The 23,983-nt window shown below is 63.5% G+C and carries 21 protein-coding genes and 1 riboswitch; of the genes, 15 read left to right on the top strand and 6 right to left on the bottom strand.

From position 1 onward, the window contains the following. Window positions 1-122 precede the first annotated feature (122 nt). From DID96_RS01630 to DID96_RS01570, 13 genes are all read left to right on the top strand, one after another. Complete coding sequence (locus DID96_RS01630) at window positions 123-1,613, top strand: FAD-binding oxidoreductase (RefSeq protein WP_124597520.1); 1,491 nt, start codon at window positions 123-125, stop codon at window positions 1,611-1,613. 41 nt (window positions 1,614-1,654) lie between these two features. Further along, window positions 1,655-2,944: an acyl-CoA dehydrogenase family protein gene (locus DID96_RS01625; protein ID WP_124597519.1), complete on the top strand. Its 1,290-nt coding sequence runs from the start codon at window positions 1,655-1,657 to the stop codon at window positions 2,942-2,944. 278 nt (window positions 2,945-3,222) lie between these two features. Next, window positions 3,223-4,707, top strand: a complete 1,485-nt coding sequence (locus DID96_RS01620) for an FAD-dependent oxidoreductase (protein WP_124597518.1) — start codon at window positions 3,223-3,225, stop codon at window positions 4,705-4,707. A gap of 10 nt (window positions 4,708-4,717) precedes the next feature. Next, window positions 4,718-5,374: a c-type cytochrome gene (locus tag DID96_RS01615; RefSeq protein ID WP_124597517.1), complete on the top strand. Its 657-nt coding sequence runs from the start codon at window positions 4,718-4,720 to the stop codon at window positions 5,372-5,374. After that, window positions 5,358-5,699, top strand: a complete 342-nt coding sequence (locus DID96_RS01610) for an SDR family NAD(P)-dependent oxidoreductase (RefSeq protein ID WP_260463767.1) — start codon at window positions 5,358-5,360, stop codon at window positions 5,697-5,699. The genes DID96_RS01615 and DID96_RS01610 overlap by 17 nt, the downstream gene beginning before the upstream one ends. A 68-nt stretch (window positions 5,700-5,767) precedes the next feature. Then, the gene (fabG, locus tag DID96_RS01605; protein WP_124597516.1) at window positions 5,768-6,508 is read left to right on the top strand and encodes a 3-oxoacyl-ACP reductase FabG; all 741 of its coding nucleotides are present in this window, start codon (window positions 5,768-5,770) and stop codon (window positions 6,506-6,508) included. Window positions 6,509-6,751: 243 nt separating this feature from the next. Continuing rightward, window positions 6,752-7,501, top strand: coding sequence for an electron transfer flavoprotein subunit beta/FixA family protein (locus DID96_RS01600; protein ID WP_124597577.1), 750 nt, complete (start codon window positions 6,752-6,754; stop codon window positions 7,499-7,501). Between the two features lie 17 nt (window positions 7,502-7,518). Beyond that, entirely contained in the window at window positions 7,519-8,490 is a 972-nt protein-coding gene (locus DID96_RS01595; RefSeq protein WP_124597515.1) for an electron transfer flavoprotein subunit alpha/FixB family protein, read from the top strand. Between the two features lie 452 nt (window positions 8,491-8,942). Beyond that, the gene (locus DID96_RS01590) at window positions 8,943-9,974 is read left to right on the top strand and encodes a phosphotransferase (protein WP_124597514.1); all 1,032 of its coding nucleotides are present in this window, start codon (window positions 8,943-8,945) and stop codon (window positions 9,972-9,974) included. A gap of 50 nt (window positions 9,975-10,024) precedes the next feature. Further along, window positions 10,025-10,789, top strand: a complete 765-nt coding sequence (locus tag DID96_RS01585) for an SDR family oxidoreductase (RefSeq protein WP_124597513.1) — start codon at window positions 10,025-10,027, stop codon at window positions 10,787-10,789. 200 nt (window positions 10,790-10,989) lie between these two features. After that, a complete protein-coding gene (locus DID96_RS01580) occupies window positions 10,990-12,234 on the top strand; it encodes an acyl-CoA dehydrogenase family protein (protein WP_124597512.1) in 1,245 nt (414 codons plus the stop codon). Between the two features lie 205 nt (window positions 12,235-12,439). After that, window positions 12,440-12,622, top strand: a complete 183-nt coding sequence (locus DID96_RS01575; RefSeq protein WP_409333747.1) for a response regulator — start codon at window positions 12,440-12,442, stop codon at window positions 12,620-12,622. Between the two features lie 269 nt (window positions 12,623-12,891). Continuing rightward, entirely contained in the window at window positions 12,892-14,307 is a 1,416-nt protein-coding gene (locus DID96_RS01570; RefSeq protein ID WP_124597511.1) for an ISNCY family transposase, read from the top strand. 471 nt (window positions 14,308-14,778) lie between these two features. Here DID96_RS01570 and DID96_RS01560 read toward each other — a convergent pair whose 3' ends face one another. Further along, complete coding sequence (locus tag DID96_RS01560) at window positions 14,779-15,528, bottom strand: alpha/beta fold hydrolase (RefSeq protein WP_124597509.1); 750 nt, start codon at window positions 15,526-15,528, stop codon at window positions 14,779-14,781. A gap of 41 nt (window positions 15,529-15,569) precedes the next feature. Then, window positions 15,570-15,875, bottom strand: coding sequence for a putative quinol monooxygenase (locus DID96_RS01555; RefSeq protein WP_124597508.1), 306 nt, complete (start codon window positions 15,873-15,875; stop codon window positions 15,570-15,572). A 109-nt stretch (window positions 15,876-15,984) separates the two neighbouring features. Here DID96_RS01555 and DID96_RS01550 point away from each other — a divergent pair, with 109 nt between their 5' ends. Then, window positions 15,985-16,944, top strand: coding sequence for a GlxA family transcriptional regulator (locus tag DID96_RS01550; RefSeq protein WP_124597507.1), 960 nt, complete (start codon window positions 15,985-15,987; stop codon window positions 16,942-16,944). A gap of 196 nt (window positions 16,945-17,140) precedes the next feature. Here the strand turns inward: DID96_RS01550 and DID96_RS01545 are convergent, their stop codons facing one another. The 3 genes from DID96_RS01545 to DID96_RS01535 are packed head-to-tail and all read right to left on the bottom strand — an operon-like array spanning window position 17,141 to window position 21,477. After that, the gene (locus DID96_RS01545; RefSeq protein ID WP_124597506.1) at window positions 17,141-18,685 is read right to left on the bottom strand and encodes a DHA2 family efflux MFS transporter permease subunit; all 1,545 of its coding nucleotides are present in this window, start codon (window positions 18,683-18,685) and stop codon (window positions 17,141-17,143) included. Beyond that, window positions 18,682-20,028: an HlyD family efflux transporter periplasmic adaptor subunit gene (locus DID96_RS01540; protein WP_124597505.1), complete on the bottom strand. Its 1,347-nt coding sequence runs from the start codon at window positions 20,026-20,028 to the stop codon at window positions 18,682-18,684. The genes DID96_RS01545 and DID96_RS01540 overlap by 4 nt, the downstream gene beginning before the upstream one ends. Window positions 20,029-20,037: 9 nt before the next feature. Beyond that, window positions 20,038-21,477, bottom strand: coding sequence for an efflux transporter outer membrane subunit (locus tag DID96_RS01535; RefSeq protein WP_260463766.1), 1,440 nt, complete (start codon window positions 21,475-21,477; stop codon window positions 20,038-20,040). 163 nt (window positions 21,478-21,640) lie between these two features. On the opposite strand from DID96_RS01535, the gene DID96_RS01530 reads away from it, so the two are divergent. Then, on the top strand, window positions 21,641-22,480 hold the full coding sequence (locus DID96_RS01530) for a helix-turn-helix domain-containing protein (protein WP_124597503.1): 840 nt from the start codon (window positions 21,641-21,643) through the stop codon (window positions 22,478-22,480). On the opposite strand, the gene DID96_RS01525 is transcribed toward DID96_RS01530, so the two are convergent. Beyond that, the gene (locus tag DID96_RS01525) at window positions 22,477-23,649 is read right to left on the bottom strand and encodes an aminodeoxychorismate synthase component I (RefSeq protein WP_124597576.1); all 1,173 of its coding nucleotides are present in this window, start codon (window positions 23,647-23,649) and stop codon (window positions 22,477-22,479) included. The two genes, DID96_RS01530 and DID96_RS01525, sit on opposite strands and share 4 nt — an antisense overlap. A 117-nt stretch (window positions 23,650-23,766) precedes the next feature. Then, window positions 23,767-23,852, bottom strand: a riboswitch (ZMP/ZTP riboswitch). Window positions 23,853-23,983 lie beyond the last annotated feature (131 nt).

The raw sequence follows: 23,983 nt of genomic DNA, 5'->3' as shown, positions 1-23,983 counted from the left end.
CAGGCCGGCGCACGCCAGGGGTATGCGCCGGTCATGCGATTCAGGAAAACGGCGGTGCTAGCAAGGCATCGAAGAGGCCGCGTTTGCTGTTCATGTTTTGAAAAGGATTGAGGGAGGCAGAAATGAGCAAGGGTCTCGATACCAAGCCGGACGGGCAAACCGGCCATTCCGGGATCACCCGGCGCAATTTCGTGAAGGGTGCGGCAGCCGCGGCCGTCGTTGTACCAGTTGCGGCGGCAATGCAAAGTGCGCGCACGGAGCCGGCTGCGGACGGCAGAGAGGCAGCCGACCTGGAAAAGTATCGGGCGCTTGGCGGATGGGTGGAAAAGCCCGAAGACATGCAGCCGGCGCTCGAGGGAAACGTCAGCGCCGATGTCGTGATTGTCGGCGCCGGCTTCGCTGGCCTTTCCGCCGCACTCGAGCTCGCCCAGCAGGGCGCGAAAGTGATCGTCCTGGAGCGTGAATTTGCCGGCTTCGGGGCAAGCGGCCGCAACGCCGGCTACCTGGGCGGCGGTGTAGCGCTCGAATACGACCTGTTCCTCAAGGACGTCGGCAAGGAGCGTGCGAAGGAGATCGTCCGCTACTACGAAGACGCTGTCCCCTTTGTTGAAGGCAAGCTCAAGGAGCACGGGATTGACTGCGACTACAACCCCTCCGGGTTGATTCGCGCAGGGATTCATCCGTCGCAGGAAGAGAAGGTGCGCGAGGGCGTACGCGCCAGCGCGGAATTTGGCGCCAAGTCAGAATTTTGGGGCGAGGCCCAGATGCGTGCGCGGGGCATTCCGCCGGCGTTTCTGTTTGGTGAATACACCCCGCGTGGCGGCACGCTCAATCCAGGCAAGTACGTGATGGGTCTGCGGCGTGCCGCGCTTCGCGCAGGCGTCAAGATTTATGAAAACACGCCGCTGCTGTCTTACACCGAAGGTCCCGTGATCAAGGTGAAGACGCCACGGGGTAGCGCGAGCGCTCCGGTGCTGATGTTCGCCACGAACGGCTATACCCCGCAGCTTGGTCTTCTCGCGGACAAGGTGGTCCCCTTGCGGGTGTCGGCCATCGAGACCGAACCGCTTTCCCCCGCGCAACTGAAGTCGCTGGGCTGGCCCGGGCGTGAAGGCATCGTGACTGCGCACTGGACAATGGAAAGCCATCGCTTGACGGCGAACAATACGCTCCTGGTGACCACCAAGCGACTTCACTATCCCTACGGATCAAAGACGCCGAACGTGCCTGACTACGATCAGTATCGCGAGTTGAGGATCGCTCTGCGCGACCGCTTTCCGACCTTGAAAAACATCGCTGTGCGGGCGTGTTGGAGCGGCTATATCAGCTTTGCCAGCGATGCGCTTCCGGTGGTCGGCACCACCGGGGCGAACCAGAACATTTACTACGCCGCTGGGTGCTCCGGGCATGGCGTGGCCTCCCAGTCCATGGTCGGCCACCTGATTGCCCAACGGATTCGCGGAACCGAGCCCCCGCTGCTCGCGGCGGTGCGCCACGAGACGCCCTCGACATTACCCGAACCGTTCCGATGGTGCGTCCTTAACGGGGCACTCGGTGGTGCAGCCGCGATGGACGATTGGTTGAACCGTAAGGTGCGCGACGCTGCAGCCTGAAGGCGGGCGCTTTAACTGAAAAAGGAATGGAGGAGCACAACATGATTCGCCTGAAGAAAAACGTGGAGTTGCCGTCGGTCGGCCTGACCGGCTTCGAGACGCCGTTGAGCGAAGAGGAAAGCGCGATCCAGAGCACAGTCCATCGCTTTGCCCGCGATGTACTGCGCCCGATTGGCCGGGAGCTCGATCGCATGACGCCGGAGGAAGCGATCGCCCCAGGGTCTCCGTACTGGACGGCGATCATTGAGGCCGCCAAGCTCGGGCTCGATCCGCAACTGATCGCGCAGTTCCCGCCCGAAGTCGCGATTCGCATCGAGTCGATCATTGGCGAGGAACTCGGTTGGGGCGATGCGGGCTTCGCCATTTCGATTGGCGCCGCGAGCATGCCGATGATGATGGCCCAGACGGTCGGTAACGAGGAACTGATCGAAATGTGTGCCGGCAAGGTTGGCTGCTGGATGAATACGCAGCCCGACCGCGGCTCCGATGCTGCAATTCTGTATCGCCAGGAACTCAGCGCTGGCGGAAAGCAGCCAGTCGGCAACGTTACCGCGAAGGTCGGCACCGATGAAATCATCATCAACGGCCAGAGTTCGGCATGGGTGTCGAACGGCGCGGTGGCACAGGTCGCGCTCGCCTACATGGCGGCCGACTATGGCGACGGGTTTTACGGCACTGGCGAGCACAGCACGTTTACCAATGGTATCGGGATAATCATTCCACTCGATCTGCCGGGGGTCTCGCGTGGTAAGCCGCTCGACAAGATCGGCCAGCGTTCGTTGCCACAAGGGGAGATCTATTTCGACAACGTCAAGGTGCCGAAGCGCTTCGCCATTGCGCTGAAGGATGACTATCTCGGCAACCTGGCGTCGACGTGGTCGTATGCCGGCACGCACATGTGCCAGACCTTTGTCGGCGTGGCGCGTTCGGCGTTTGAGCTGGCGCTCGACTACTGCCACCAACGCAAACAAGGCGGCGCGCTGCTAATGGATCACCAGATGACGCACTTGCGCGTCGGCGAGATGCTGCGCCGGCTGGAGATGGCGCGTGCGATCGCACGCCGCAGCCTCGCGTATTCGCGTATGTCGCCGGTGAGCCACCCTTATGCGACCGCACAGGCAAAGGTGAGCGTCACAGAAGAGGCGATGAAGATCACCCACGAGGCGTTTCAGCTCTTCGGCGGCAACGGCACGACGCGCGAATTCCCGATCGAGAAAATCTTCCGTGATGTGCGCTCCGCGCTGATCGAGGACGGTGAGAACTACATCCTCACGTCGCGCCTGGGCGTGCTTGCCGGTGAGCTTTATCAGAACGGCTGGACCAAGGAGTAAGCGCCGGGAGTGGGTACAGGCCGCAGCATCAATCAAGACGTTACCGAGCCGAGACGGACACAGTATTCGCATGGGAGACGTTGTCATGACGACATGTTCCGGCACTACGGCTGCGTCTTGGGGGCGGCAGCCTACCGCAAAGGAAATGCTCCACTTCTGGTCTGGGCTGTCAGGCAGCACCGAAGCAACTGCGGCGGCCGGCATGTCCGCAGGTTCGGGATCGAAGTGCAATGAGGCACTCGAAGCATCAACCCATTCATCGCAGTTACGTAAACACCATGTCAGAGAAATCTCACCCCGACACACCGGCCAACCTGCCGCGCAGGCAATGGCTGAAATACGCTGGCGTTGCGGCGGCCGCAGGCGGTATGGCGCTTGGCGCCCGGCAAGCCGATGCTGGTACCGCCAAGGCTGGACAGACACCGGACGGCGTGCTTGATGTCGCCATTATCGGCGCTGGGCTGGCGGGCTTGACGGCCGCGCGCGACCTGCAGCTGGCAGGTTGCAACTCCTTCGTAGTCCTGGAGGCGCGAGACCGAGTAGGCGGGCGCACGCTCAACTACAACATCGAAGGCGGCTACGTTTCCGAAGTCGGCGGCCAGTGGATCGGGCCCGGTCAGACCGCCGTCGCGGATCTCGCCCGCCAACTGGAGGTCGACACGTTTCCGAGCTACTACGAGGGCAAGACCGTCATTCTGGGCGGCGATGGCCGAGTGGCGGTCGATCTGAAGGGGACGTTCGGTACCGATGAGGCGGTCAGCGCAAAGCTCAGCCAGCTGTCGCGCGATGTGCCTTCGGGCGCCCCTTGGAAATCGCCGAGAGTCCGTGAGCTGGACAAGCTCTCGGTCGGTGACTGGCTCGGAAAGCAGAACATCAAGCCCGAAGACCAAGTCGGCTGGAACGCAAGCATTACTCTTTCCGGCGGCGCGGCCCCGGCCAAGATGGGGCTCCTGCATTTTCTGTCGATGATCAATTCAGCGGATCGCGACTACTCGCAGCTCGACAGCATCAAGCACAGCGCGCAGGAAACCCGCTTCGTCGGCGGTTCGCAAATCCTCAGTATCAAGATGGCGAAGCAATTGGGCGACAAGGTGCGCCTGTCGACGCCGGTGCGCCAGATTTCCGGTTGGGACCGCGATGTCGTCACGCTGCATACCGACCACGGCGAAGTGCGCGCCCGCAAAGTCATCATGGCCATCCATCCGGCCCTGTGTAACCAGGTGCAGTTCGACCCACCACTGCCGGAGAAGCGCGCCGCGTTGCAACGCGCATGGCCTGCGCACTCACCCGCACGCAAGGTGGCCATGGTCTACCGCCGCCCGTTCTGGCGTGAGAAAGGTCTGAATGGTCACATCATCCAGATCAACGGGCCCGTGATCTGGGCCTTCGACAACTCGCCTCCGGGCGGTGAAATCGGAGTCGTCAACGCCTTCGTCGTAAATGCACAGCTTCCGTCGGAGCCGGACGCGGCAAAGTCAATCCTGACCGAGCTCTACGCCCGGGCATGGGGCCGTGAAGCCCTGTCGCCGGTGGCCTATCACGATCACGACTGGGGCCGGGGCGACCCCTGGACGATCACCTGCATCTCAGCCATTCCGCCCGGCTTCTGGAGCGCCCACGGTGAAGCACTGCGCCCACCGTGCGGCAACCTGATCTGGTCAGGCACTGAGACGGCGGAGATCTGGGCCGGCTACATGGATGGCGCGGTGCGCTCCGGCCATCAGGCGTCTCTGCAGGTGCTCAATGCACTGCGTTGGGCGTAAGGGGAAGGACATGAAGAAACTCATTGTGATTAGCGTTGCCGCCATCACCGCTGCTGTGGCGCTTGTCGTCTTTGGCCCAGATCTGCTCGATCTCCATCGCCTGGATCGCTATATCGACGCATCAGCCAAGGCGTATGAGGCTGACGGAGGCCCGTGGCCGCACGTGAACGATGCCTGCTTCATGTGCCACGGCGTCAAAGGCAATTCACTCCATCAGGGCTATCCGAGCCTGGCGGGGCAGCCTGCCGCCTATTTGGAAGCGCAGCTCCACAATTTTGCGAGCGGCGCGCGACGTAGTCCGAACATGGGACCGTTGTCGATGACCATGGACAACGCGCAAATCAAGGACCTGGCGAATTATTTCTCCAAGGTTTCGCCTATCGCAAACCGCTACTTCAAGCCTGATGCGCAATTGCGCGAAAAGGGGCAGCAATTGGTGACGGGCGGGAATTGCGCGGCATGTCACGGGGCGCAACTGATGGGGCACGACCAGTTTCCGCGCCTGGCCGGCCAAGGCTACGACTACATCCTGGCACAGTTCGACGCGTTTGCCTCCGGCACCCGTAGCGAACCGACCGGCATGATGAAGCGCCTTGCGGACGGCACCTCGGCGGAAGACCGCAAGGCAATCGCCAGCTACCTCGCGAGCCTTGAACCAAAACATTGACGGCTTGCGTGCGGGTGAATACATGACCGGTTATGGAGCCCCCAAAGCGGCGCTGATCAGTTTGACGCAGTCCATGGCGCTCGAACTTGCAAGAAAGGGGCTTCAGGTCGACGCACTTCGCCCCGGAAACTTCAGGACGGAGATACATGCGTCTTTCGAAGAGAAGGGGCTGGACGAGAACCTGATCAAGCGTATCCCGATGCGCAAGATCGGCGAGGTTGAACAGCTCGACGGGGCGACCATGCTGCTGGCGTCTGATGCCGGTAGCCATATGACGGGCTCGGTGATCGACGTCGATGGCGGCCACGTACTGAATTGGATGTAAGGGCCTGTCTGGCCCAGTTTGTAGCAGCTGGACAATGCGTCCGGCAATTTATTAGGAATGTTGAAGTCATGAAGCTGAAAGACAAAGTGGCCGTCATCACGGGCGCGGCCGCGGGTATTGGGCAGGCGACTGCGCGCAAGTTCGCAAGCGAAGGCGCTACGGTGATTCTTTGCGACCGCGCGACGGAGGCTGTGGAGCAAGAAGCCAGCAGCCTGAGGTCAGAGGGCTATAAGGCCGCAGGCTATTCGTTGGACGTTACCGACCGCGCGGGTATCGAGGCCTTGGCCGCGGACGTCGTGGAAAAGTTTGGCCGTATCGACATTCTGGTCAACAACGCGGGCATCACGCTGGACGCGAAGGTCACGCGCATGACCGAAGAGCAGTTTGACCGGGTGATCGATGTCAACCTCAAGGGGGTGTTCAACTGCACGCAGGCGGTGATCGGTGCAATGCTTGAGCAGCAGTCCGGGGTCATCCTGAACGCGTCGAGCGTGGTTGGTATCTATGGCAATTTCGGGCAGACGAACTACGCGGCTAGCAAGTTCGGTGTAGTCGGATTTACGAAAACCTGGGCGCGAGAACTCGGGCCGAAAGGGATCCGCGTGAATGCCGTGTGCCCGGGCTTTATCGAGACGGACATTCTGAAAACGATGCCCGAGAAGGTTCTTGATGGATTTCGTTCCAACTGCTGGCAGCGGCGCCTGGGCGCGCCAAAAGAAATCGCAAACGTCTATGCATTCCTTGCGTCCGACGATGCGAGCTTTGTCAACGGGGAAGCGATCGAAGTTTCGGGAGGGCTTTCGATCTAAATCTGGTGCACAAACGAGACCGGAGTGGCGAATGTCTACTGAGCAACGCAGCAGCAGGAACGCAGCAGCATCGACCACAAGGTGCAGGGGAATACTCAGTCTTTCTGTTCTACCAGTTGTATGCAACACGACCTATGTTGGGCAACTCTTGAAATTGATGCATCGGGTGGACACATCGGCAATCCGGTTGGTATGCCTTTGTGTCCGAATGGACAGAGTTATGAGATTGAATCTGGAGGGGCAATGAAGGTGTTGGTAGCGGTGAAGCGTGTAGTGGATGCCAATGTGAAAGTTCGCGTCAAGACAGACTGCTCGGGCGTCAATGTTGCGAACATCAAAATGAGCATCAATCCCTTCGACGAGATCGCGGTCGAAGAGGCGGTACGGTTGAAGGAAGCGGGCGTGGCGAGCGAAGTGATCGCTGTCTCCGCCGGCGTGGCGCAGGCACAGGAGACGCTGCGCACGGCGCTGGCGATCGGCGCCGACCGCGCGATCCTGGTCGAGTCCGACGAGGAACTGCAGCCGCTGGCGGTGGCCAAGCTCTTGAAGGCGCTGGTCGACAAGGAGCAGCCGCAACTGGTGATCCTCGGCAAGCAGGCGATCGACGACGATTCGAACCAGACGGGCCAGATGCTCGCCGCGCTCGCGAAGCTGCCGCAGGCGACGTTCGCTTCGAAGCTGGCGGTTGCCGATGGCCGCGCACAGGTCACGCGCGAAGTCGACGGCGGCCTGGAGACGGTTTCGCTGTCGCTGCCGGCGGTGGTGACGACCGACCTGCGCCTCAATGAGCCGCGCTACGTGACGCTGCCCGACATCATGAAGGCGAAGAAGAAGCCGCTGGAGACGGTGCGGCCGGCGGACCTGGGCGTTGACGTGAGCCCGCGCCTGAAGATGCTGAAGGTTGTCGAGCCATCGAAGCGTGCGGTCGGCGTGAAGGTGCCGGACGTGGCGACGCTGGTAGAGAAGCTGAAGAACGAAGTGAAGGTCTTGTGAGAGGGAGGAGCGACGACATGAGCATTCTGGTTATTGCAGAACCTGACGCCCCAAAGGAAGCCCCCTTGGGAGGCAATCAATCGATCAAGGCAGCGACGCTGAATACCGTCACGGCGGCGCTCCAGTGTGGCGACGATGTGCACGTGTTGGTTGCGGGCGCGAACGCCGATGCGGCAGCGCAGCAAGCGGCGCAAATCGCCGGCGTGACAAAGGTGCTGCACGCCGATGCGGCGCACCTGGGCGACGGCTTGGCGGAGAACGTGGCGGCGCAGGTGGTGGCACTGGTTGTAACGGCAGGCGAGGGCTACACGCACATCCTGGCGCCGGCGACTGCCTACGGCAAGAACATCGCGCCGCGCGTGGCTGCGTTGCTGGACGTGGCGCAGGTCTCGGACATCACTAGGGTGGTCAGCCCCGATACGTTCGAGCGTCCGATCTACGCGGGAAATGCGATCGCGACGGTGCAGTCGAGCGACCCGATCAAGGTGATCACCGTGCGTTCGACGGGCTTCGATCAGGTGGTGGCCGAAGGCGGCAGCGCTGCGATCGAGCAGATCGAAGCGGCAGCGGATGCTGGCGTCTCGCAATTCGTGCGTCGTGAAGTGACGAAGCTGGACCGTCCTGAACTGACGAACGCGCACATCATTGTGTCGGGCGGCCGTGGTCTGGGCAGCGGCGAAAACTACCAGAAGGTGCTGGAGCCGCTGGCAGACAAGCTGCAAGCTGCACTGGGCGCATCGCGTGCCGCGGTCGACGCCGGCTACGTGCCGAACGACTACCAAGTCGGCCAGACAGGCAAGATCGTCGCGCCGCAACTGTACATCGCAGTCGGCATCTCGGGTGCGATCCAGCACTTGGCCGGCATGAAGGATTCGAAGGTGATCGTTGCGATCAACAAGGATCCGGAAGCGCCGATCTTCAGCGTGGCCGACTACGGCCTCGTCGGCGATCTGTTCAGCGTCGTACCTGAACTGACGCGTGCGATTTGAGCGAAAGCTCACCCGGTCGGGAGGTGTTGTATCCACTGCGCATTGGCCAGCCTCATCAAGGAGTTTGAGGCTTCTCTGATCGCCTATCCGATGATACAAGCCATCGATGCTGGCGGACCTCCTGTTATTTTTCCCGGTGAGGAGACGAACGTCGTCTTCAATTTTCTTTTCCTGGCTCTTCTTACGTGGTCGAGTTCTGTGACCCAACAATCTCGATTTGACCGCGTAGGATTCGCTTCATGAATGCCGTGAGATTCATAAAATAAATTTCAGAAACAGCAGCTCAATCGATATGATAAGTATTCCTTAGAATTAGGGCATGCAATGGCCAAACTCAATCTGGTGAGGAGCAGCCGGATGTCTTTCGGCATGGAGAGTTGCGATGGGAACGCCGTTCTCGGCGAGCACGATTCGGACCTATGGTTGACTCACAATACTGAATGATCGGAACAATGACGAACACGGCACAGCAACTCGATATCAACAGGCTGGTACGCTATCTGGAAGACCATGTTCCAGGTTTCGAAGGTCCCGTTGAAGCGAACAAGTTCGCCGGCGGCCAGTCGAATCCGACCTTCCGACTGACCGCGCGCAGCGGCCACTACGTGCTGCGATGCCAGCCGCCGGGTGAACTGCTGAAGTCCGCACACGCGGTGGATCGCGAGTTTCGTGTGTTGACCTCGCTGTCGGGCACCGCGGTGCCGGTCGCGCATCCGTATCACCTGTGCGAAGACCGCGACGTGATCGGCAGCATGTTCTACGTGATGAGCTTCGAGGACGGTCGGATTTTCTGGGATCCCGCGCTGCCGGATCTGCCGAAGGATGATCGTGCGATCTGCTACGACGTCGTGCTGCAGACGATGGCTGCGCTGCATGACGTTGATGTCGACGCGGTCGGTCTCGCCGACTACGGTCGCCCGGGCAACTACTTCGAGCGCCAGATCGGTGTGTGGACGAAGCAATACCGCGCGGCAGAGATGGAGCGTCTCGACGCGATGGAAACGCTGATCGATTGGCTGCCGAAGGCATGCCCTGACGACACGGGCCGGCCGGCACTGGTCCACGGCGACTTCCGGATCGACAACCTGATGTTCGCACGAGACGGCTATCGCGTGAGGGCTGTGCTCGACTGGGAACTGTCGACGCTCGGCAATCCGCTCGCGGATCTCGCCTACTTTTGCATGTGCCTACGATTGCCGTCCGAAGGCTTGGTTCCCGGATTAACCGGGCACGACCGCGACGAACTCGGCATTCCTGACGAAGCGGCGATCGTCGCGCGCTATTGCGAACTGCGCGGAATCGAACCGATCCGAGATTGGAATTTCTATCTGGCATTCAGCTTTTTCCGGTTTGCGGCGATCGCGCAGGGAGTGAAAGCTCGCGCCCTCCAGGGCAACGCATCGAATTCAAAGGCACTGCAGGTCGGCGACATGACCAGGTTGCTGGCTGACGAGGCCGTGCGAGTGATCGACACGCAGCGCTGAAACAAACCGAAGCGGCACGCGCCGCATGTATATCAATGGAGGAGTGAAACATGGCAACGAATCTGTTCGACCTGACCGGCAAGATCGCACTGGTGACGGGTGCGAGCCGCGGCATCGGCGAGGAAATCGCGAAGCTGCTCGCGGAGCAGGGCGCGCACGTGATCGTGTCGAGCCGCAAGCTCGACGACTGCCAGGCGGTGGCGGACGCAATCGTCGCGGCGGGCGGCCGCGCCGAAGCACTGGCATGCCACGTGGGGCGTCTGGAGGACATCGCCGCGACGTTCGAGACGATCCGCGGCAAGCACGGCCGGCTCGACATCCTCGTGAACAACGCGGCCGCGAACCCGTATTTCGGCCACATTCTCGATACTGATCTCGCCGCGTATGAGAAGACCGTTGACGTGAACATCCGCGGCTACTTCTTCATGTCTTTAGAGGCCGGAAAACTGATGAAGACGCACGGCGGTGGCGCGATCGTCAACACGGCGTCGGTCAATGCGCTGCAGCCGGGCGACCGGCAGGGCATCTATTCGATCACGAAGGCCGCGGTCGTCAACATGACGAAGGCGTTCGCGAAGGAGTGCGGGTCATTCGGCATTCGCGTGAACGCACTGCTGCCGGGGCTCACGAAGACGAAATTCGCTGGTGCGTTGTTTGAGGACAAGGATATCTATGGAGGCTGGCTGGCGAAGATCCCGCTGGGCCGCCATGCGGAGCCGCGCGAGATGGCAGGCACTGTACTTTACCTCGTGTCAGATGCGGCGAGCTATACGAGCGGCGAATGCATCGTCGTCGACGGCGGCCTGACGATCTGATACCGCAATGAAAGCAGAGGTCGAAGCTCGCGAGTCGTGACGATGCCCCTTGTGCAGGGCTCGCTGCTCAGGTGCTTCGGGTGGCTTGAGGATGTTGTCGCGGCGATGTCGGTATCTCGTCCGTGAATGTGCTTGTTTGACCGGGCTGGCCGCCGCTGTCGACGGTGGTGTCTCGGTTTTCTGACCGAACGGAGTCGATCATGGATTTTGGCTATACCCCAAAAGTAGAAGAATTGCGCGGCCGTTTGGCCGTGTTCATGCACGAACACATCGTGCCGCGCATCCGCCAGTGGCATGAAGAGGTGCACGCGGGACGCTACCCGGTGTCGTTCATGGAGGAACTGAAGGCGCGCGCGAAAGCGGAAGGGCTGTGGAACCTGTTCCTGCCGCACTTGAAGGCCAGCGAGCCTGGCATGGGGTTGACGAACCTCGAATATGCGCCGCTCGCCGAGATCATGGGGCGCGTGAGCTGGGCGTCGGAGGTGTTCAACTGCAACGCACCGGACACCGGCAACATGGAGCTGCTGCACATGTTCGCGACGCCCGAGCAACGCGAACAGTGGCTGCTGCCGCTGCTGCGCGGCGAGATCCGCTCGGCATTCGCGATGACGGAGCCCGACGTCGCGTCGTCGGATGCGACGAACATCACGACGCGCATCGAGCGCGACGGCGGCGACTACGTGATCAATGGCCGCAAGTGGTTCATCACGAACGCCGCACACCCGAACTGCCGCATCTTCATCGTGATGGGCAAGACCGATCCCGATGCGGCGTCGCACCAGCAGCAGAGCATGATCCTCGTGCCGCGCGATACGCCGGGCGTGACGATCGTGCGCAACATCACGGTGCTCAACCACTTCGCGCCGGAAGGGCACTGCGAGATCACATTCGACAACGTGCGCGTGCCGGCGAGCAACCTGCTCGGCGAAGAAGGCAGCGGCTTCTCGCTCGCGCAGGCGCGCCTCGGCCCGGGCCGGATCCATCACTGCATGCGCTCGATCGGCGCGGCGGAGTTGGCACTGGAACTGATGATCGATCGCGCGCAGTCGCGTCAGGCGTTCGGCCAGCCGCTGAACCGGCATGGCACCGTCGGCGAATGGATCGCGCGCTCGCGCATCGAGATCGACCAGGCGCGCCTGCTCGTGCTGAAGGCCGCGTGGATGATCGACAAGGTCGGCGCGAAGGCCGCGCGCAAGGAAATCTCGATGATCAAGGCGCTCGTGCCGTCCGTGCATACGGCCGTGTGCGATCGCGCGATGCAGGTGTTCGGCGCGATGGGGATCAGCCCCGACACCCCGCTCGCCGACAGCTGGACCTTGGGTCGCACGCTGCGCTTCGCGGACGGCCCGGACGAGGTGCATCTGCAGGCGATCGCACGGATGGAGATCAAGGACGCGACGCCCGGATCGAGCGCGCCGTACCTGACCGTGCCGCCGCGGGGCTGATCGCGGCACGCGCCGCCCCTGGGCGGCGCGTGCGGGCCGCGGCGAACGGGACGCCATCACCCAGCTTAGACGCCCGAGCGGCACGCGCCTTAAGATGCCATCAAGGAGACATAGGTGATAGGCTTATCAAAGCTTGGTCGAAATCTGTTTTTCGTATTCGAAACGATCTACAACAAGCGCAACCTGACGTGAAGCGCTCGACCTGTTGCGAAAGCACCCCGAGACGGCGAACATCCCTGTTGTCGCGCTCAGTTCGAATGCGATGCCGCATGACGTCGAGCAGGGCCTGGAAGCGGGCTTTTTCCGCTATTTGACCAAGCCGATCAAGATCGATCCGTTCATGCACGCACTTGCCGAAGCCATTGCGCTGGCAGCGAGACGGAAATAGCGCAGGTCGGCGCGTCAGGTACCGAATTAGGATCGATTCGTAATCGTTTAGTGGTCGCGATACTCTCAAGCGTCTCAGCCAAACTCAAGATGGGTTACCAGGCTGCTTACATTTTTGTTGTGCGCACAACCAATTTGACATAACGTGAATTATCGCCTTTTCGCGCTGTAGCGGCCATATCCTAATGTCGTGTTCTGGCTATTTACAGATGTCGTGTTTTTGACTGCTGGCATGCTGGACGGCTCGTTGAGCAAGCACGGGAGCCGACCATGCAGCCAGCCGGATTGGTGACACTGACGATGCGAGAACTTGATCGACTCAAGGTGATCCAGGCTGTGGTGGATATGGGTTTGAAGCCCGGACGTGCAGCCGAACGGCTGGGCCTGAGCGTGCGCCAGGTGGAACGGCTGGTCATCCGGTATCGCGAGCGCGGGCCCGGTGGTGTTGCTTCGGGCCGCCGTGGCCGACCGGGCAACCGCAAGCTCGACGACGGGCTGGCGTTACGTGCCCTGACTGTTATTCGTGAGCGCTACGCCGATTTCGGGCCGACGCTGGCTTGCGAGAAGCTCTGGGAATGCCACGGCATTCGGTTGGCCAAGGAAACGGTCAGGAAGCTGATGACGGAGGCTGGGCTCTGGATCCCGCGCCGGCAACGACCGCCCAAGGTCTACCAGCCGCGAGCGCGCCGGGCTTGCCTCGGCGAACTGATCCAAATCGACGGCTGCGATCATCGATGGTTCGAGGAACGGGCGCCGGCCTGTACGCTGCTGGTGTACGTCGACGACGCGACGAGCCGGCTGATGACGCTGCATTTCACGCAGACCGAGTCGACGTTCAGCTACTTCGAGGCCACGCGAACGTATCTGGAGCGCCATGGCAAGCCAGTGGCGTTCTACAGCGATAAGTACAGCGTGTTCCGCAATACGAGCGCCGGCAAGACCGGTCAGAGCGTCACGCACTTCGGCCGCGCGATGTACGAACTGAACATCGACACGTTCTGCGCGAACAGCAGCTCGGCCAAGGGGCGTGTCGAGCGAGCGCACCTGACGTTGCAGGACCGACTGGTCAAGGAACTACGATTGCGCGGGATCAGCACGGTAGCGGATGCCAATGCTTATGCGCCCTCCTTCATCGCCACGTATAACGCGCGCTTCGCGAAGCCCCCACGCAGCGGCTTTGATGCGCACCGGCCGCTGCGATCCGACGAGGATCTGGACCGGCTGCTGACCTGGCGTGAGACACGCCGGGTGACGAAGGCGTTGACGGTGCAGTACGACCGGGTGCTGTACCTGCTGGACGATACGCCGGGGAATCGAGCGTGGATACATCGCGACGTCGAGGTGTGGGAGTACCCGGATGGTCGGATCGAAATCCGAGCAGCCGGTCAGATACTGGCAGCTCAGTCCTATGACCGGCTGGCGGAGGTCGATCAAGGCGCAATCGTGGACCACAAGCGTCTGAGTCACGCGTTGCAGGTGGCGCAAGCGTTTCAGGCGCAGCGCGACAGCCGGCGGATCGGGACCGCACCGTCGCGAACGCATCGAGGGCTTCCGGTGCGGGAGGACGAAGCGCAACCCGGCACCAAGAAACCACGCCGGTTCACAGCGGCTGACATGGAGACGGTGATTCTGGAGGCCGCATCAAAAGCAGGAACTGAGCGGCGGTCTGCGAAGGCCCGCGGGTGAGCGTAAGCGCCCTGCTGCTTCAGGCTCGGCGCTTCAACGTTGAACAACGGAAAGGCCGATGAAACATGCGACATCTGTATTTAGCTGGCACCCCGACATCTGAATCCGGGTATGACAAAAATTGTAGTAGCTTTATAGATGGAATGGTCGCCTCCCGCCACATCGACCGTTCCAGCGCCTGTCTCCGCTTTCTGGGTTCCTGGTACGGATGTGCGACAGTGTCTTGTCCATTCTTCCGTTCAGGAGAGATTCCATGGAGCCCACGACGATCGCCATCGACCTGGCCAAGCGCGTTTTCCAGATCCACTTTGTCGATCCGGTGCGGCGGGATTGGCGTCGCGTAAGCGCGGGTTTCCGGGCAACCGGAAGCTGGACAAAGATATGGGGGCATGCCGACTTGCAATGGTATTGGCCTTCAACCCAAAGCAGACATGCCCCATCGAAATCATCAGCGGCCGATCCGTCTACCGTCTACTTTGCGGCAGCCTCGATCACTCGAGCGACCGCGGCCGGCTGAGACATAAACACCGCGTGGCTTGCACTCACCTCGGTCACCTTCGCCCCCGAACGCTGATACATCCAGCGCTGAAGCTGAGGGCTTACGACATGATCCCGGGTGGTCAGGACTGCATAGCTCGGTTTGGTTCGCCATGCCGCCACCGTGACAGGCGCGCCCAAAGCCTTCTCGGCGAGTTGCACCTGGGAATCCGCCAGGAATCGAGCGTCCGACGGCGAGACATCCGCGGCATAGGTCGCGTGGAATTGCGCCGGTGGAATGAAGAAATGCTTGTCCGGCGTGGCCCGCATCGCATCGTTGGGCGCGGCGAACTTCGACAGAAGCTGACCGCTGGCTTCTCCTGCATCGGGTTGGAGCGCAGCCACGTAGACGAGCGCACTGACCTTCGGGTCAGCACCCGCCTCCGTGATCACGGAGCCGCCATAGCTATGACCGACCAGCACGACAGGGCCCTTCTGCTGATCGACGACGCGTTTGGTCGCATCGACGTCCTCGGCGAGCCCAGTGAGTGGCTCCTGCACGATGCCCACATGAAAACCGTCCTGCGTCAGGATGTCGTAGACGGCCCGCCAGCCTGAGCCGTCCACCAGTGCGCCATGGACAATGACGATATCTTTCACAGCCGGTTTCGACTCGGCGTAAGCCATCGTGCCGGTCATGGCAACCATGACGGCGACGGTCAGTGTTTTTCGCAGTGCAAACAATTTAACCTCCGATAAGTTTCTGGAAAACCGCCGTTCAGGCGTCAGGCCAGCTTGTTCTTCATCGCCAGGACGTCGATCGGCTCGACCGACGGCGGGCTCGCCAGCATCTCGTCGACGCGCGCCATCAACGCATTGGCCATGTCGCCGGCGAGGTGTGCCTGCTGATCTTCTTCACTCGCAAAAGCATCGAAGACGCCGAACGTCGTCGGCGACAGCTTGAGGGCGAACCAGATCGGCGTGCCCGCCTCCCGATTGGTCAGTTCAAAGCCGGCGGTAAGGAAGTCCGCGACGGCCTGTTCCTTTCCCGGCCTGGCTTCAAGTCGGACAAATAATGCGTGCTTGATCATCTTTGCTCTCCAGTATCCGCGTGATCCATTCACTCGGTGAGCGACACTTTACAAACGGAGCGCCCGGGGAAATACTGTCGCGATCGACAGTTTTGATATCGATCCTGCCATGCGAATTTTTGTCCTGGCCCTCGAGGGGGTGTTCGACACAGGCCTCGTGACCGTGCTCGATGGGTTGACGACGGCTAACGAACTGGCGCGCTCGACGGGGATGGCCACGCCGGGCTTCGACATCACCGTTGCGGGGATGCGGCCGGAGGTGCGCACCGCGCTTGGGCTGCAGGTTCCCGTCTGCGATGTAACAGACGCCCCCACCCCGGATTGGGTCGTCGTACCGGCGCTCAACAGGACGACGACGGACCTGCTCGTGCCTTCGCTCGGCCGGGCCGACGTGATCGATGCGCTAGGTGCATTGCGCTCGTGGCACCGTGCCGGCGCCCAGATCGGAGCCGCCTGCACGGGTACCTTCGTACTGGCCGAAAGCGGCTTGCTCGACGGGCGCGAAGCCACGACCACCTGGTGGCTCTCGCCGCTGTTCCGGCAGCGTTACCCCGACGTGCACCTGGATGCGCATCGCATCGTCGTTCCCAGCGGCAGCACGGTGACGGCAGGAGCGGCCCTGAGCCATCTCGACCTTGCGCTCTGGCTGATCCGCCACAACAGCCCCGAGCTTGCGGCACTCGTGGCCAGGTACCTCGTATTCGATTCGCGCCCGTCACAGTCCGCCTTTGCGATCTCCGATCATCTGTCCCATTCGGACCCGCTCGTCGAGCGTTTCGACCGCTGGGTGCGCGAGCACCTCGACACGGCAATCGCACTCGATGACGTCGCGGACGCATTGGCGACGAGCAAGCGGACCTTGACGCGACGTCTGAATGATGTGCTCGGTAAAACGCCGGTCGAATACATCCAGGATCTGCGGATCGAGCGCGCCGTTCACCTGCTGAAAACGAGCAAGGACAGCGTGGATCGTATCGCCGAGCAGGTCGGCTACGCAGACGGCGTCACCTTGCGCACGCTGCTGCGGCGGCGGATTGGCAAGGGGGTACGTGAGTTGCGGGCGTCGTGAGCCTGGGTTGGACGAAGAGCCCGGTGCAATGTTTACCATGGCGAATCGGCTCGACCAGTCAGGCGCTACGCGCCGGCATGCCGCAACCCATCTGTCCCGTTGCCTACGACCAATTCGACAACTCGGCCCGGACTACGGAACTGGGTGTCGGGTGCGAATTGCTGGTTGGGCCGGAACGGGCCGCGAGCCGCCCGCTTCATCGTTTTGCGCCGGCGCCGGGGCCGAACGGCGGGCGAGCCAGCCACACCACCGCGATTACGGCGAAATACACGCAGCCGAGCGCGAACGAAACGTCGTTGAACGAGATCTGGTAGGCCTGTGTGTCGAGCAGATGGTTCAGCAGCATCGCCGCGTGCCGCGGATCGCCGCCGCCGAGTTCTGCGAGCCTGGCCCGCACGGCCGGATCGAACGTGCTCACGTGTTCGCCGAGCTGCGCATGATGCAGGATCGCGCGCCGGTCCCACAGGAACGACGTGATCGAGACGGCGAAGCTCGCGCCGAGCGTGCGCAGGAACGTCGACAGGCCGGAGCCGGCGGCGATCTCGTCCGGCTTCAGGTCGGACAGCAGGATGCTGTTGATCGGCATGATGAACAGGGCGAGGCCGAGGCCCTGCAGCAGCTGGATCAGCGCGATGTGCGTGAAGTCGACGTCGGCCACGAAGCCTGCGCGCAGGAACGACGACGTGCCGAAGATCGCGAACGCGCAGCAGACGAGCACGCGCATGTTGAAGCGCGGCGCGTACTTGCCCATGAACGGCGTCATCAGCACGGGGATCACGCCCATCGGCGCGACGGCGAGCCCGGCCCAGAACGCGGTGTAGCCGAGCGTGCGCTGCAGCCACTGCGGGACGATCACGTTGACCGCGAAGAACGCCGAGTACGCAAGCACAAGAGTCAGCGTACCGGCCGCGAAGTTGCGACGCGCGAAGAGCCGCAGGTTCACGATCGGATTCGGTTCATTGAGCTCCCAGATCAGAAACAGTGCGATGCCGAACGCGGCGATCACCGACATCACGACGATGAACGGCGAGTTGAACCAGTCGGCGTCGTTGCCTTTGTCGAGCACGATCTGCAGCGCACCGACGCCGATCACGAGCGCCGCGAGGCCGACGTAGTCGACGCGCGCGGCGACCGTCGTCTCGACGCGCGCGCGCATCTGCACGAACACGCACAGCGCGGCGAACACGCCGATCGGCAGGTTGATCAGGAACGCCCAGCGCCACGTGTAATGCTCGGTGATCCAGCCGCCGAACACGGGGCCCGCGATCGGCGCGACGACGGTGACCATCGCGATCATCGACAGCGCGAAGCCGCGCCGTTGCGGCGGGTAGATCGACAGCATCAACGCCTGCGTGGTCGGGATCATCGGTCCGGCCACCGCGCCCTGCAGCGCACGGAACGCGACGAGCTGTGGCAGGTTTTGCGCGAGGCCGCACAGCAGCGAGGCGAACGTGAACGCGAGCGTTGCCCACACGAACAGCCTGACCTGCCCGAAGCGCTTGACGAGAAACCCGGTCAACGGCAGCGCGACAGCATTGCTGACCGCGAACGTCGTGACGACCCATGCGCCCTGCGTCGCACTCACGCCGAAGTTGCCGGCGATCGTCGATAGCGACACGTTCGCGACGGTGCCGTCGAGCACCTGCATGAACACCGCGAGCGCGAGGCCGAAGGTGGTCAGCGCGACGCTTGACGGACGAAAGCCGCCATCGGCGGCCGGGGCCGGCATAGGGCCGCTCATCGCACACGCTCCGCGCGCCCCGCCACGGGCAGGTTCGCCTGCACGACCTCGGCGATCAGGCTGTCGGCCCGCGCGAGCTCGTCGCGGTACACGTCGGTGCGGAACACGGGGGCGCGCTGCACGCGCTGCGACAGCATCGGACCGCTGCGGTCGTGCAGGTCGACGCGTGCGTGCATCGACAGGCCGATCCGCAACGGATGCGCGTCGAGCTGGGCCGGATCCGTCAGCTCGATGCGCACGGGCAGCCGCTGCACGATCTTGATCCAGTTGCCGGTCGCGTTCTGCGCGGGCAGCAGCGAGAACGCGCCGCCGGTGCCGACGCCGAGGCTCTGCACGCGGCCGCTATAGCGCACGGCGCCGCCATACAGATCGGCAGTCAGCTCGACCGGTTGCCCGATGCGCATGTGCTCGAGCTGCTTCTCGGTGAAGTTCGCGTCGATCCACAGCTCGCGCAGCGGCACGACCGCGAGCAGCGGCACGCCGGGCGACGCGCGTTGTCCGACCTGCACCGTGCGCTTCGCGACATAACCGGTGACGGGTGCGACCACGTCGGTGCGTGCGCGCTGCAGGTACGCGGCGCGCAGCCGTGCCGCCGCGGCCTGCACGTCGGGGTGTGACGCGACAGCCGTGTCGTCGACGAGCGCCCTGCTCGTCTGATGCTGCTCGCGCAACGTCGCGAGTGCGCTTTGCGCGGCCGCATACGCGCTTTGTGACGCCGTCAGCGTGTCGCGCGCATGGGCCAGTTCCTCGCGCGAAATCGCGCCGGAGCGGCCGAGATCCTCGCGGCGCCGGTAGTCGGCCTTCGCGCTGTCGAGCGCGGTGCGTCGGGTGTCGAGTTCGGCGCGTGCACCGTCGATGCTGTTCGCGAGCCCGCGCTCGTTGCTATACAGGCCGCGAACCTTGCGTACCGTTGCCGCGAGGTCGGCCTGGGCGGCCTCGAGCGCGACCCGGGCGTCGCTTGCGTCGAGACGGACGATCGGCGTGCCGGCGCGGACAAGGTTGCCGTCGTCCGCATCGATCGACACGACGGTGCCCGTCACCTGCGGCGTCAACTCGACGACGTTGCCTTGCGCGTACGCGTTGTCGGTGGCTTCGAACCATCGGCCGACGAGTGCGTACCAGATCCCCCACCCTGCGATGCCGAGCGCGAACACGGCCACGAGCGCGCGCACGAGCCGCTTGCGTCGCGCGGCCGGCGGTGGCGGCGCCGGTTTTGTGCGGGCGTCAGGGGCGTCCGGCTCGCGCGGCGCACCGGCGTGGTCGGCCGCCGGATGCGGGCGGGCACTGGCGGAATCGGCGGCTGCGGGCCGCGCGGGAGTCTGCGGAGTGTTGTCGCTGCTCATGGTTCGATGTCAAGGACGGTGGGAAGGAGTGGCGGCGAGCGCGACGTCGTCCGGCTCGGCCCGGAAGCCGCCGCCCAGCGCGGCGACGAGTTGCAGCGATTGGTCCGCGCGCTGCGCGCGCAGCGCGGCGACCTCACGGCTCGCGATCAGCAGTTGCTGGCGGACGACGAGCGCGTCGAGGTAGCTGCCGACGCCGGCCCGATAGCGCGCGTCCGCGAGTCGCCAGGCATCGGTGGCGGAATCGTACGCAAGCTGCTGCGCATCGGCCTGCACCGCGAGCGAGCGCAGGCGCTGCAGATCGTCGGCCACTTCGCCGATCGCACCGATCAGCGTCTTGTTGTAGCCGGCGACCGCGAGGTCGTATTGCGCGTCTCGTTTGCGCAGCACGCCGCGCCGCGCGCCGCCGTCGAAGATCGGCAGACTCACGGCCGGACTCGCGTTGTAGGTGCGCGATGCGGCCTGGAACAGCGATGCGCCGCCGCGTGTCGCGAGCCCGATCAGCGCGGTCAGACTGACGTTGGGCAGAAAATCCGCGCGGGCGGCGACGACGTTGCGGCTCGCCGCTTCGACGCGCCAGCGTGCGGCGACGAGATCCGCACGCCGGCCGAGCAGCGCGGCCGGCAGATCCGCCGGCACCGCGAGCGCGGCGGCCGGCAACGGCGCGGGACGAACGAGCGCGAGGCCGCGATCGGGGCCTGCGCCGAGCAGGATGGCGAGCGCGATGCGCGCGCTGTCGATCGTCTGCGCCGCGCGCGCCTGCTCGCGCGTCGCGGCCGCGACCTCGCTTTCCGCCTGGCGCTGCTGAGCGACGTTGTCGATGCCTTTCGAGACGCGCTGGCGCGTCAGCGAGAGCGCTTCGTCGGCGCGGTCGTATTCGGCACGCGCGACATCCTGCTGATCGAACGCGTACGCGAGGTTCACATACGCGCGAGCGACGTTGACGGACAGCATGATGCGTGCAGCCTGCGCGTCGATCCGCGCGGCGCGTGCTTCGCCGAGCGCGGCCTCCCATGCGGCGCGGCGGCCGCCCCACAGATCGAGATCCCAACTGAAGCCGAGATTCATCTCGCGTGTGTGGCTGAAGAAGCCGCCGCCTTCGCCCGTCGAGTACTGGGTGCCGGACAGCCGCTCGGCCTTCGCGCCCGCGCGGCCGACAACGTGCGGCACGCGTGCGGCCTGTGCTTCGATCACCAGCGCCTGCGCTTCGCTAGCGCGCGAATCGGCGGTCGCGAGATCGGGATTGCCGGCGAGTGCTTCGTCGATCAGCGCATTCAGTTGCGGATCGTTCAGCGCGCGCCACCAGTCGGCAGCCGGCCAGTCGGCGGCCGGCTCATGCGCGATGCTTCGCGCCGCGGCGATCGTGTCGACGGTGCGCAGCGTGCCGACGGGCGCGAGCCCGTCGCGGCTCGCGCACGCGCCGAGCACGGCGAGCGCCGCGGCGACGGCCATTCGCGACGCAACGCGCATCGCGCAGGCATCGCGTGTCCAGGGAGCAAGTGCTGCACGCATCGCATTCCTCTGCTTCGTATCGTGTTGAACACGACTTGCATTGTTGGACGCGCCCAGGCAAAGCTGATAATGTTGTTTGGACTAAAAATAATGAATTCCGGCCATGCCCATCCGTGAAGTTTCTCCGCCGCGCGCGGTGCCGCGCGCCGACGTCGATCCGAGCGAGCGCGCGGACGGCCCGTCGCTGATCGCCGTCTGGGGCGAAGACAATGGCAGCAATGCGTATCGGCTCGGCACCCGTGAGGTCGACTGGCACAGTCATCTGCGAGGCCAGGTGTTCTGCGTGGAAAGCGGTTTCGCACACGTGCGCACGCCGCATGGTTCGTGGCTGCTGCCGCCGCATCGCGCGGGCTGGATTCCGCCGGGCGAGCAGCACAAGGTCAGCATCAGCGGTGCGCTGAGCGGCTGGAGCGTCGTGATCGCGCCTGCCGCGAGCCGCAGGATGCCGGGCCAGCCCTGCGTGATCGCGATCACCGAGCTGATGCGCGCGCTCGTGCGCCGCGCGACGTCGTGGGCCGATCAGGATCGGCTCGACATCGAGCAGACGCGTATCAGCCTCGTGCTGCTCGACGAGATGGGCCGCGCGCCGCACGAACCGCTGCACTTGCCGATGCCGCGCGACCGGCGGCTGCTGCGGATCGCCAACGCGATCCTCGGACAGCCGCACGACGGCCGCACGCTCGACGCGTGGGCCGAATGGGCCGGCCTGTCCGCACGCACGCTGAGTCGGCTGTTCGTCGCGGAGACCGGTACGAGTTTTGCGCAATGGCGGCAGCAGGCGCGTCTTACGCACGCGCTCGAACGTCTCGCGAACGGCGACAGCGTCGCCAACATCGCGGACGCGCTCGGCTACGCAACGCCGAGCAATTTCATCGCGATGTTCCGCCGCGCGTTTGGCGATTCGCCCGCGCGTTACTTCGCGACGCGCAGGCAGACGGGCTAGACGCTATCGCAACCTTGCGCGCAATGTGACGTCCACCCTTCGCCACCACCGGCCTCCAGAATGCGCGACTTCCATTGGCACTCGGACCATTCGAGATCGGCCTCCGAATCCAGCACGATGCCGCCGCCCACGCCGTACACGCCGGAACCGTCCTTATCGAGCACAAGCGTGCGAATGGCAACGTTCAGCGAGAAATCGCCATCCGGCGCCAGCCATCCGATGCTGCCGCAATACAGGCCGCGATCGTCGAGTTCCAGTTGCCTGATATAACGCATCGCCGCGATCTTCGGTGCGCCGACAACCGAGCCGCACGGAAACAGTGCACGCAATATGTCGCGAAACGAGGTACGACCGACGTCGGCCTTGATGGTGGACGTCAGCGTCCAGATGGACGGGTAGCGTTCGAGATCGAACAGCTTGTCGACATTGACCGAGCCGACGCGGGCGATCCTTCCCATGTCGTTCCGCAGCAGATCGACAATCATCGCGTTCTCGGCCCTGTCCTTCGTACTTGCCTTGAGCGCTTCGGCCGACGCCAGGTCGGCAGCCGGATCCGTGTGCCGCGGGGCGGTGCCTTTCATTGGGCGGCTGGTCAGCATGTTGCCGCTGCGCGACAGAAAGAGCTCCGGTGAAAACGACAGCACGTACGATTCGCCGTCGTCGATATAGGCCGCGTGCGACACCGGATGCCGATTGATCAGTTCCCTATACAGCCCCTCTGGCTCCCCTGTCATCCTGACGTCGACCGGGAGCGTGAAATTGATCTGATAGACCTCGCCCGCTTCGATCCATTGCTTGATGTGCGCGATTTTCTTTTGGTATTCGCTGAAATCGATCCGTGGTGCGACTTCGACGATACGGCCGGATTCGGACGCAAGCGGTGGCCCCCAAGGCGCTTCGTCGACGGCCCGCTCGAACACGAGGGCAGTCAGGCGCGGGCCATCATGGCGGGTCGGATGAGAATCGCCTCTCGCCAGCGCGGGCTCGAGCCATTCGCCGAGAGAAAAGGAGAGCATCAGCGCGACCCAGCACCCGTCCCGCTGTGCCTTCTCGATCGCGTCGAACGACGCGGGTAATTCGTCCGGCGTTCTGGCGACGATCTTGTGGCTGAAGCCATGCATGACGAGCGCCCGTTTCCGGATCGCGTCTTCGAAGCGGCAGATGGCCATCAGATTCCTCCCGCCGCAAAGCCCATCGGCGACGTGAGGAATGCGCGTGCCGGCGCATGGAAACGAATGAGGGAAAATATCGGCTGCATAGTCCTGGGCATTGGAGCGTTTCATTGAGAAATGAGCCCAGGCGCGCGGCGAAATGACGGCGGTCGCGCTTCCCGATAGTCTTCTATCTCTCGGCGCCAGTCACGCGACCGAGTGATTCTCTCACAGGGCGCCGCCTCGTATCGTTCTGCGCGGGCAGTCACGCAGCACATCGCGCGATCGCAAAACGCATGTCGCCCGCGCGGCCTCACCGCGGCAGGCGCGGTGGAATCCCCGCAATGCCAGC

The organism is Burkholderia sp. Bp8963 (assembly GCF_003854275.1).
In the GTDB taxonomy this organism is placed as follows: Bacteria; Pseudomonadota; Gammaproteobacteria; order Burkholderiales; family Burkholderiaceae; genus Burkholderia.
This window is presented reverse-complemented; position numbering and strand designations above follow the sequence as displayed.

Bases quoted from the DNA above. Each gene is read 5' to 3' on its own strand.
- DID96_RS01620 (WP_124597518.1), top strand. From the start codon at position 3,223: ATGTCAGAGAAATCTCACCCCGACACACCGGCCAACCTGCCGCGCAGG.
- DID96_RS01630 (WP_124597520.1), top strand. From the start codon at position 123: ATGAGCAAGGGTCTCGATACCAAGCCGGACGGGCAAACCGGCCATTCC.
- DID96_RS01570 (WP_124597511.1), top strand. From the start codon at position 12,892: ATGCAGCCAGCCGGATTGGTGACACTGACGATGCGAGAACTTGATCGA.
- DID96_RS01530 (WP_124597503.1), top strand. From the start codon at position 21,641: ATGCCCATCCGTGAAGTTTCTCCGCCGCGCGCGGTGCCGCGCGCCGAC.
- DID96_RS01535 (WP_260463766.1), bottom strand. From the start codon at position 21,477: ATGGCCGTCGCCGCGGCGCTCGCCGTGCTCGGCGCGTGCGCGAGCCGC.
- DID96_RS01545 (WP_124597506.1), bottom strand. From the start codon at position 18,685: ATGAGCGGCCCTATGCCGGCCCCGGCCGCCGATGGCGGCTTTCGTCCG.
- DID96_RS01585 (WP_124597513.1), top strand. From the start codon at position 10,025: ATGGCAACGAATCTGTTCGACCTGACCGGCAAGATCGCACTGGTGACG.
- DID96_RS01550 (WP_124597507.1), top strand. From the start codon at position 15,985: ATGCGAATTTTTGTCCTGGCCCTCGAGGGGGTGTTCGACACAGGCCTC.
- DID96_RS01625 (WP_124597519.1), top strand. From the start codon at position 1,655: ATGATTCGCCTGAAGAAAAACGTGGAGTTGCCGTCGGTCGGCCTGACC.
- DID96_RS01595 (WP_124597515.1), top strand. From the start codon at position 7,519: ATGAGCATTCTGGTTATTGCAGAACCTGACGCCCCAAAGGAAGCCCCC.
- DID96_RS01580 (WP_124597512.1), top strand. From the start codon at position 10,990: ATGGATTTTGGCTATACCCCAAAAGTAGAAGAATTGCGCGGCCGTTTG.
- fabG (WP_124597516.1), top strand. From the start codon at position 5,768: ATGAAGCTGAAAGACAAAGTGGCCGTCATCACGGGCGCGGCCGCGGGT.
- DID96_RS01525 (WP_124597576.1), bottom strand. From the start codon at position 23,649: ATGGCCATCTGCCGCTTCGAAGACGCGATCCGGAAACGGGCGCTCGTC.
- DID96_RS01615 (WP_124597517.1), top strand. From the start codon at position 4,718: ATGAAGAAACTCATTGTGATTAGCGTTGCCGCCATCACCGCTGCTGTG.
- DID96_RS01590 (WP_124597514.1), top strand. From the start codon at position 8,943: ATGACGAACACGGCACAGCAACTCGATATCAACAGGCTGGTACGCTAT.
- DID96_RS01600 (WP_124597577.1), top strand. From the start codon at position 6,752: ATGAAGGTGTTGGTAGCGGTGAAGCGTGTAGTGGATGCCAATGTGAAA.
- DID96_RS01555 (WP_124597508.1), bottom strand. From the start codon at position 15,875: ATGATCAAGCACGCATTATTTGTCCGACTTGAAGCCAGGCCGGGAAAG.
- DID96_RS01540 (WP_124597505.1), bottom strand. From the start codon at position 20,028: ATGAGCAGCGACAACACTCCGCAGACTCCCGCGCGGCCCGCAGCCGCC.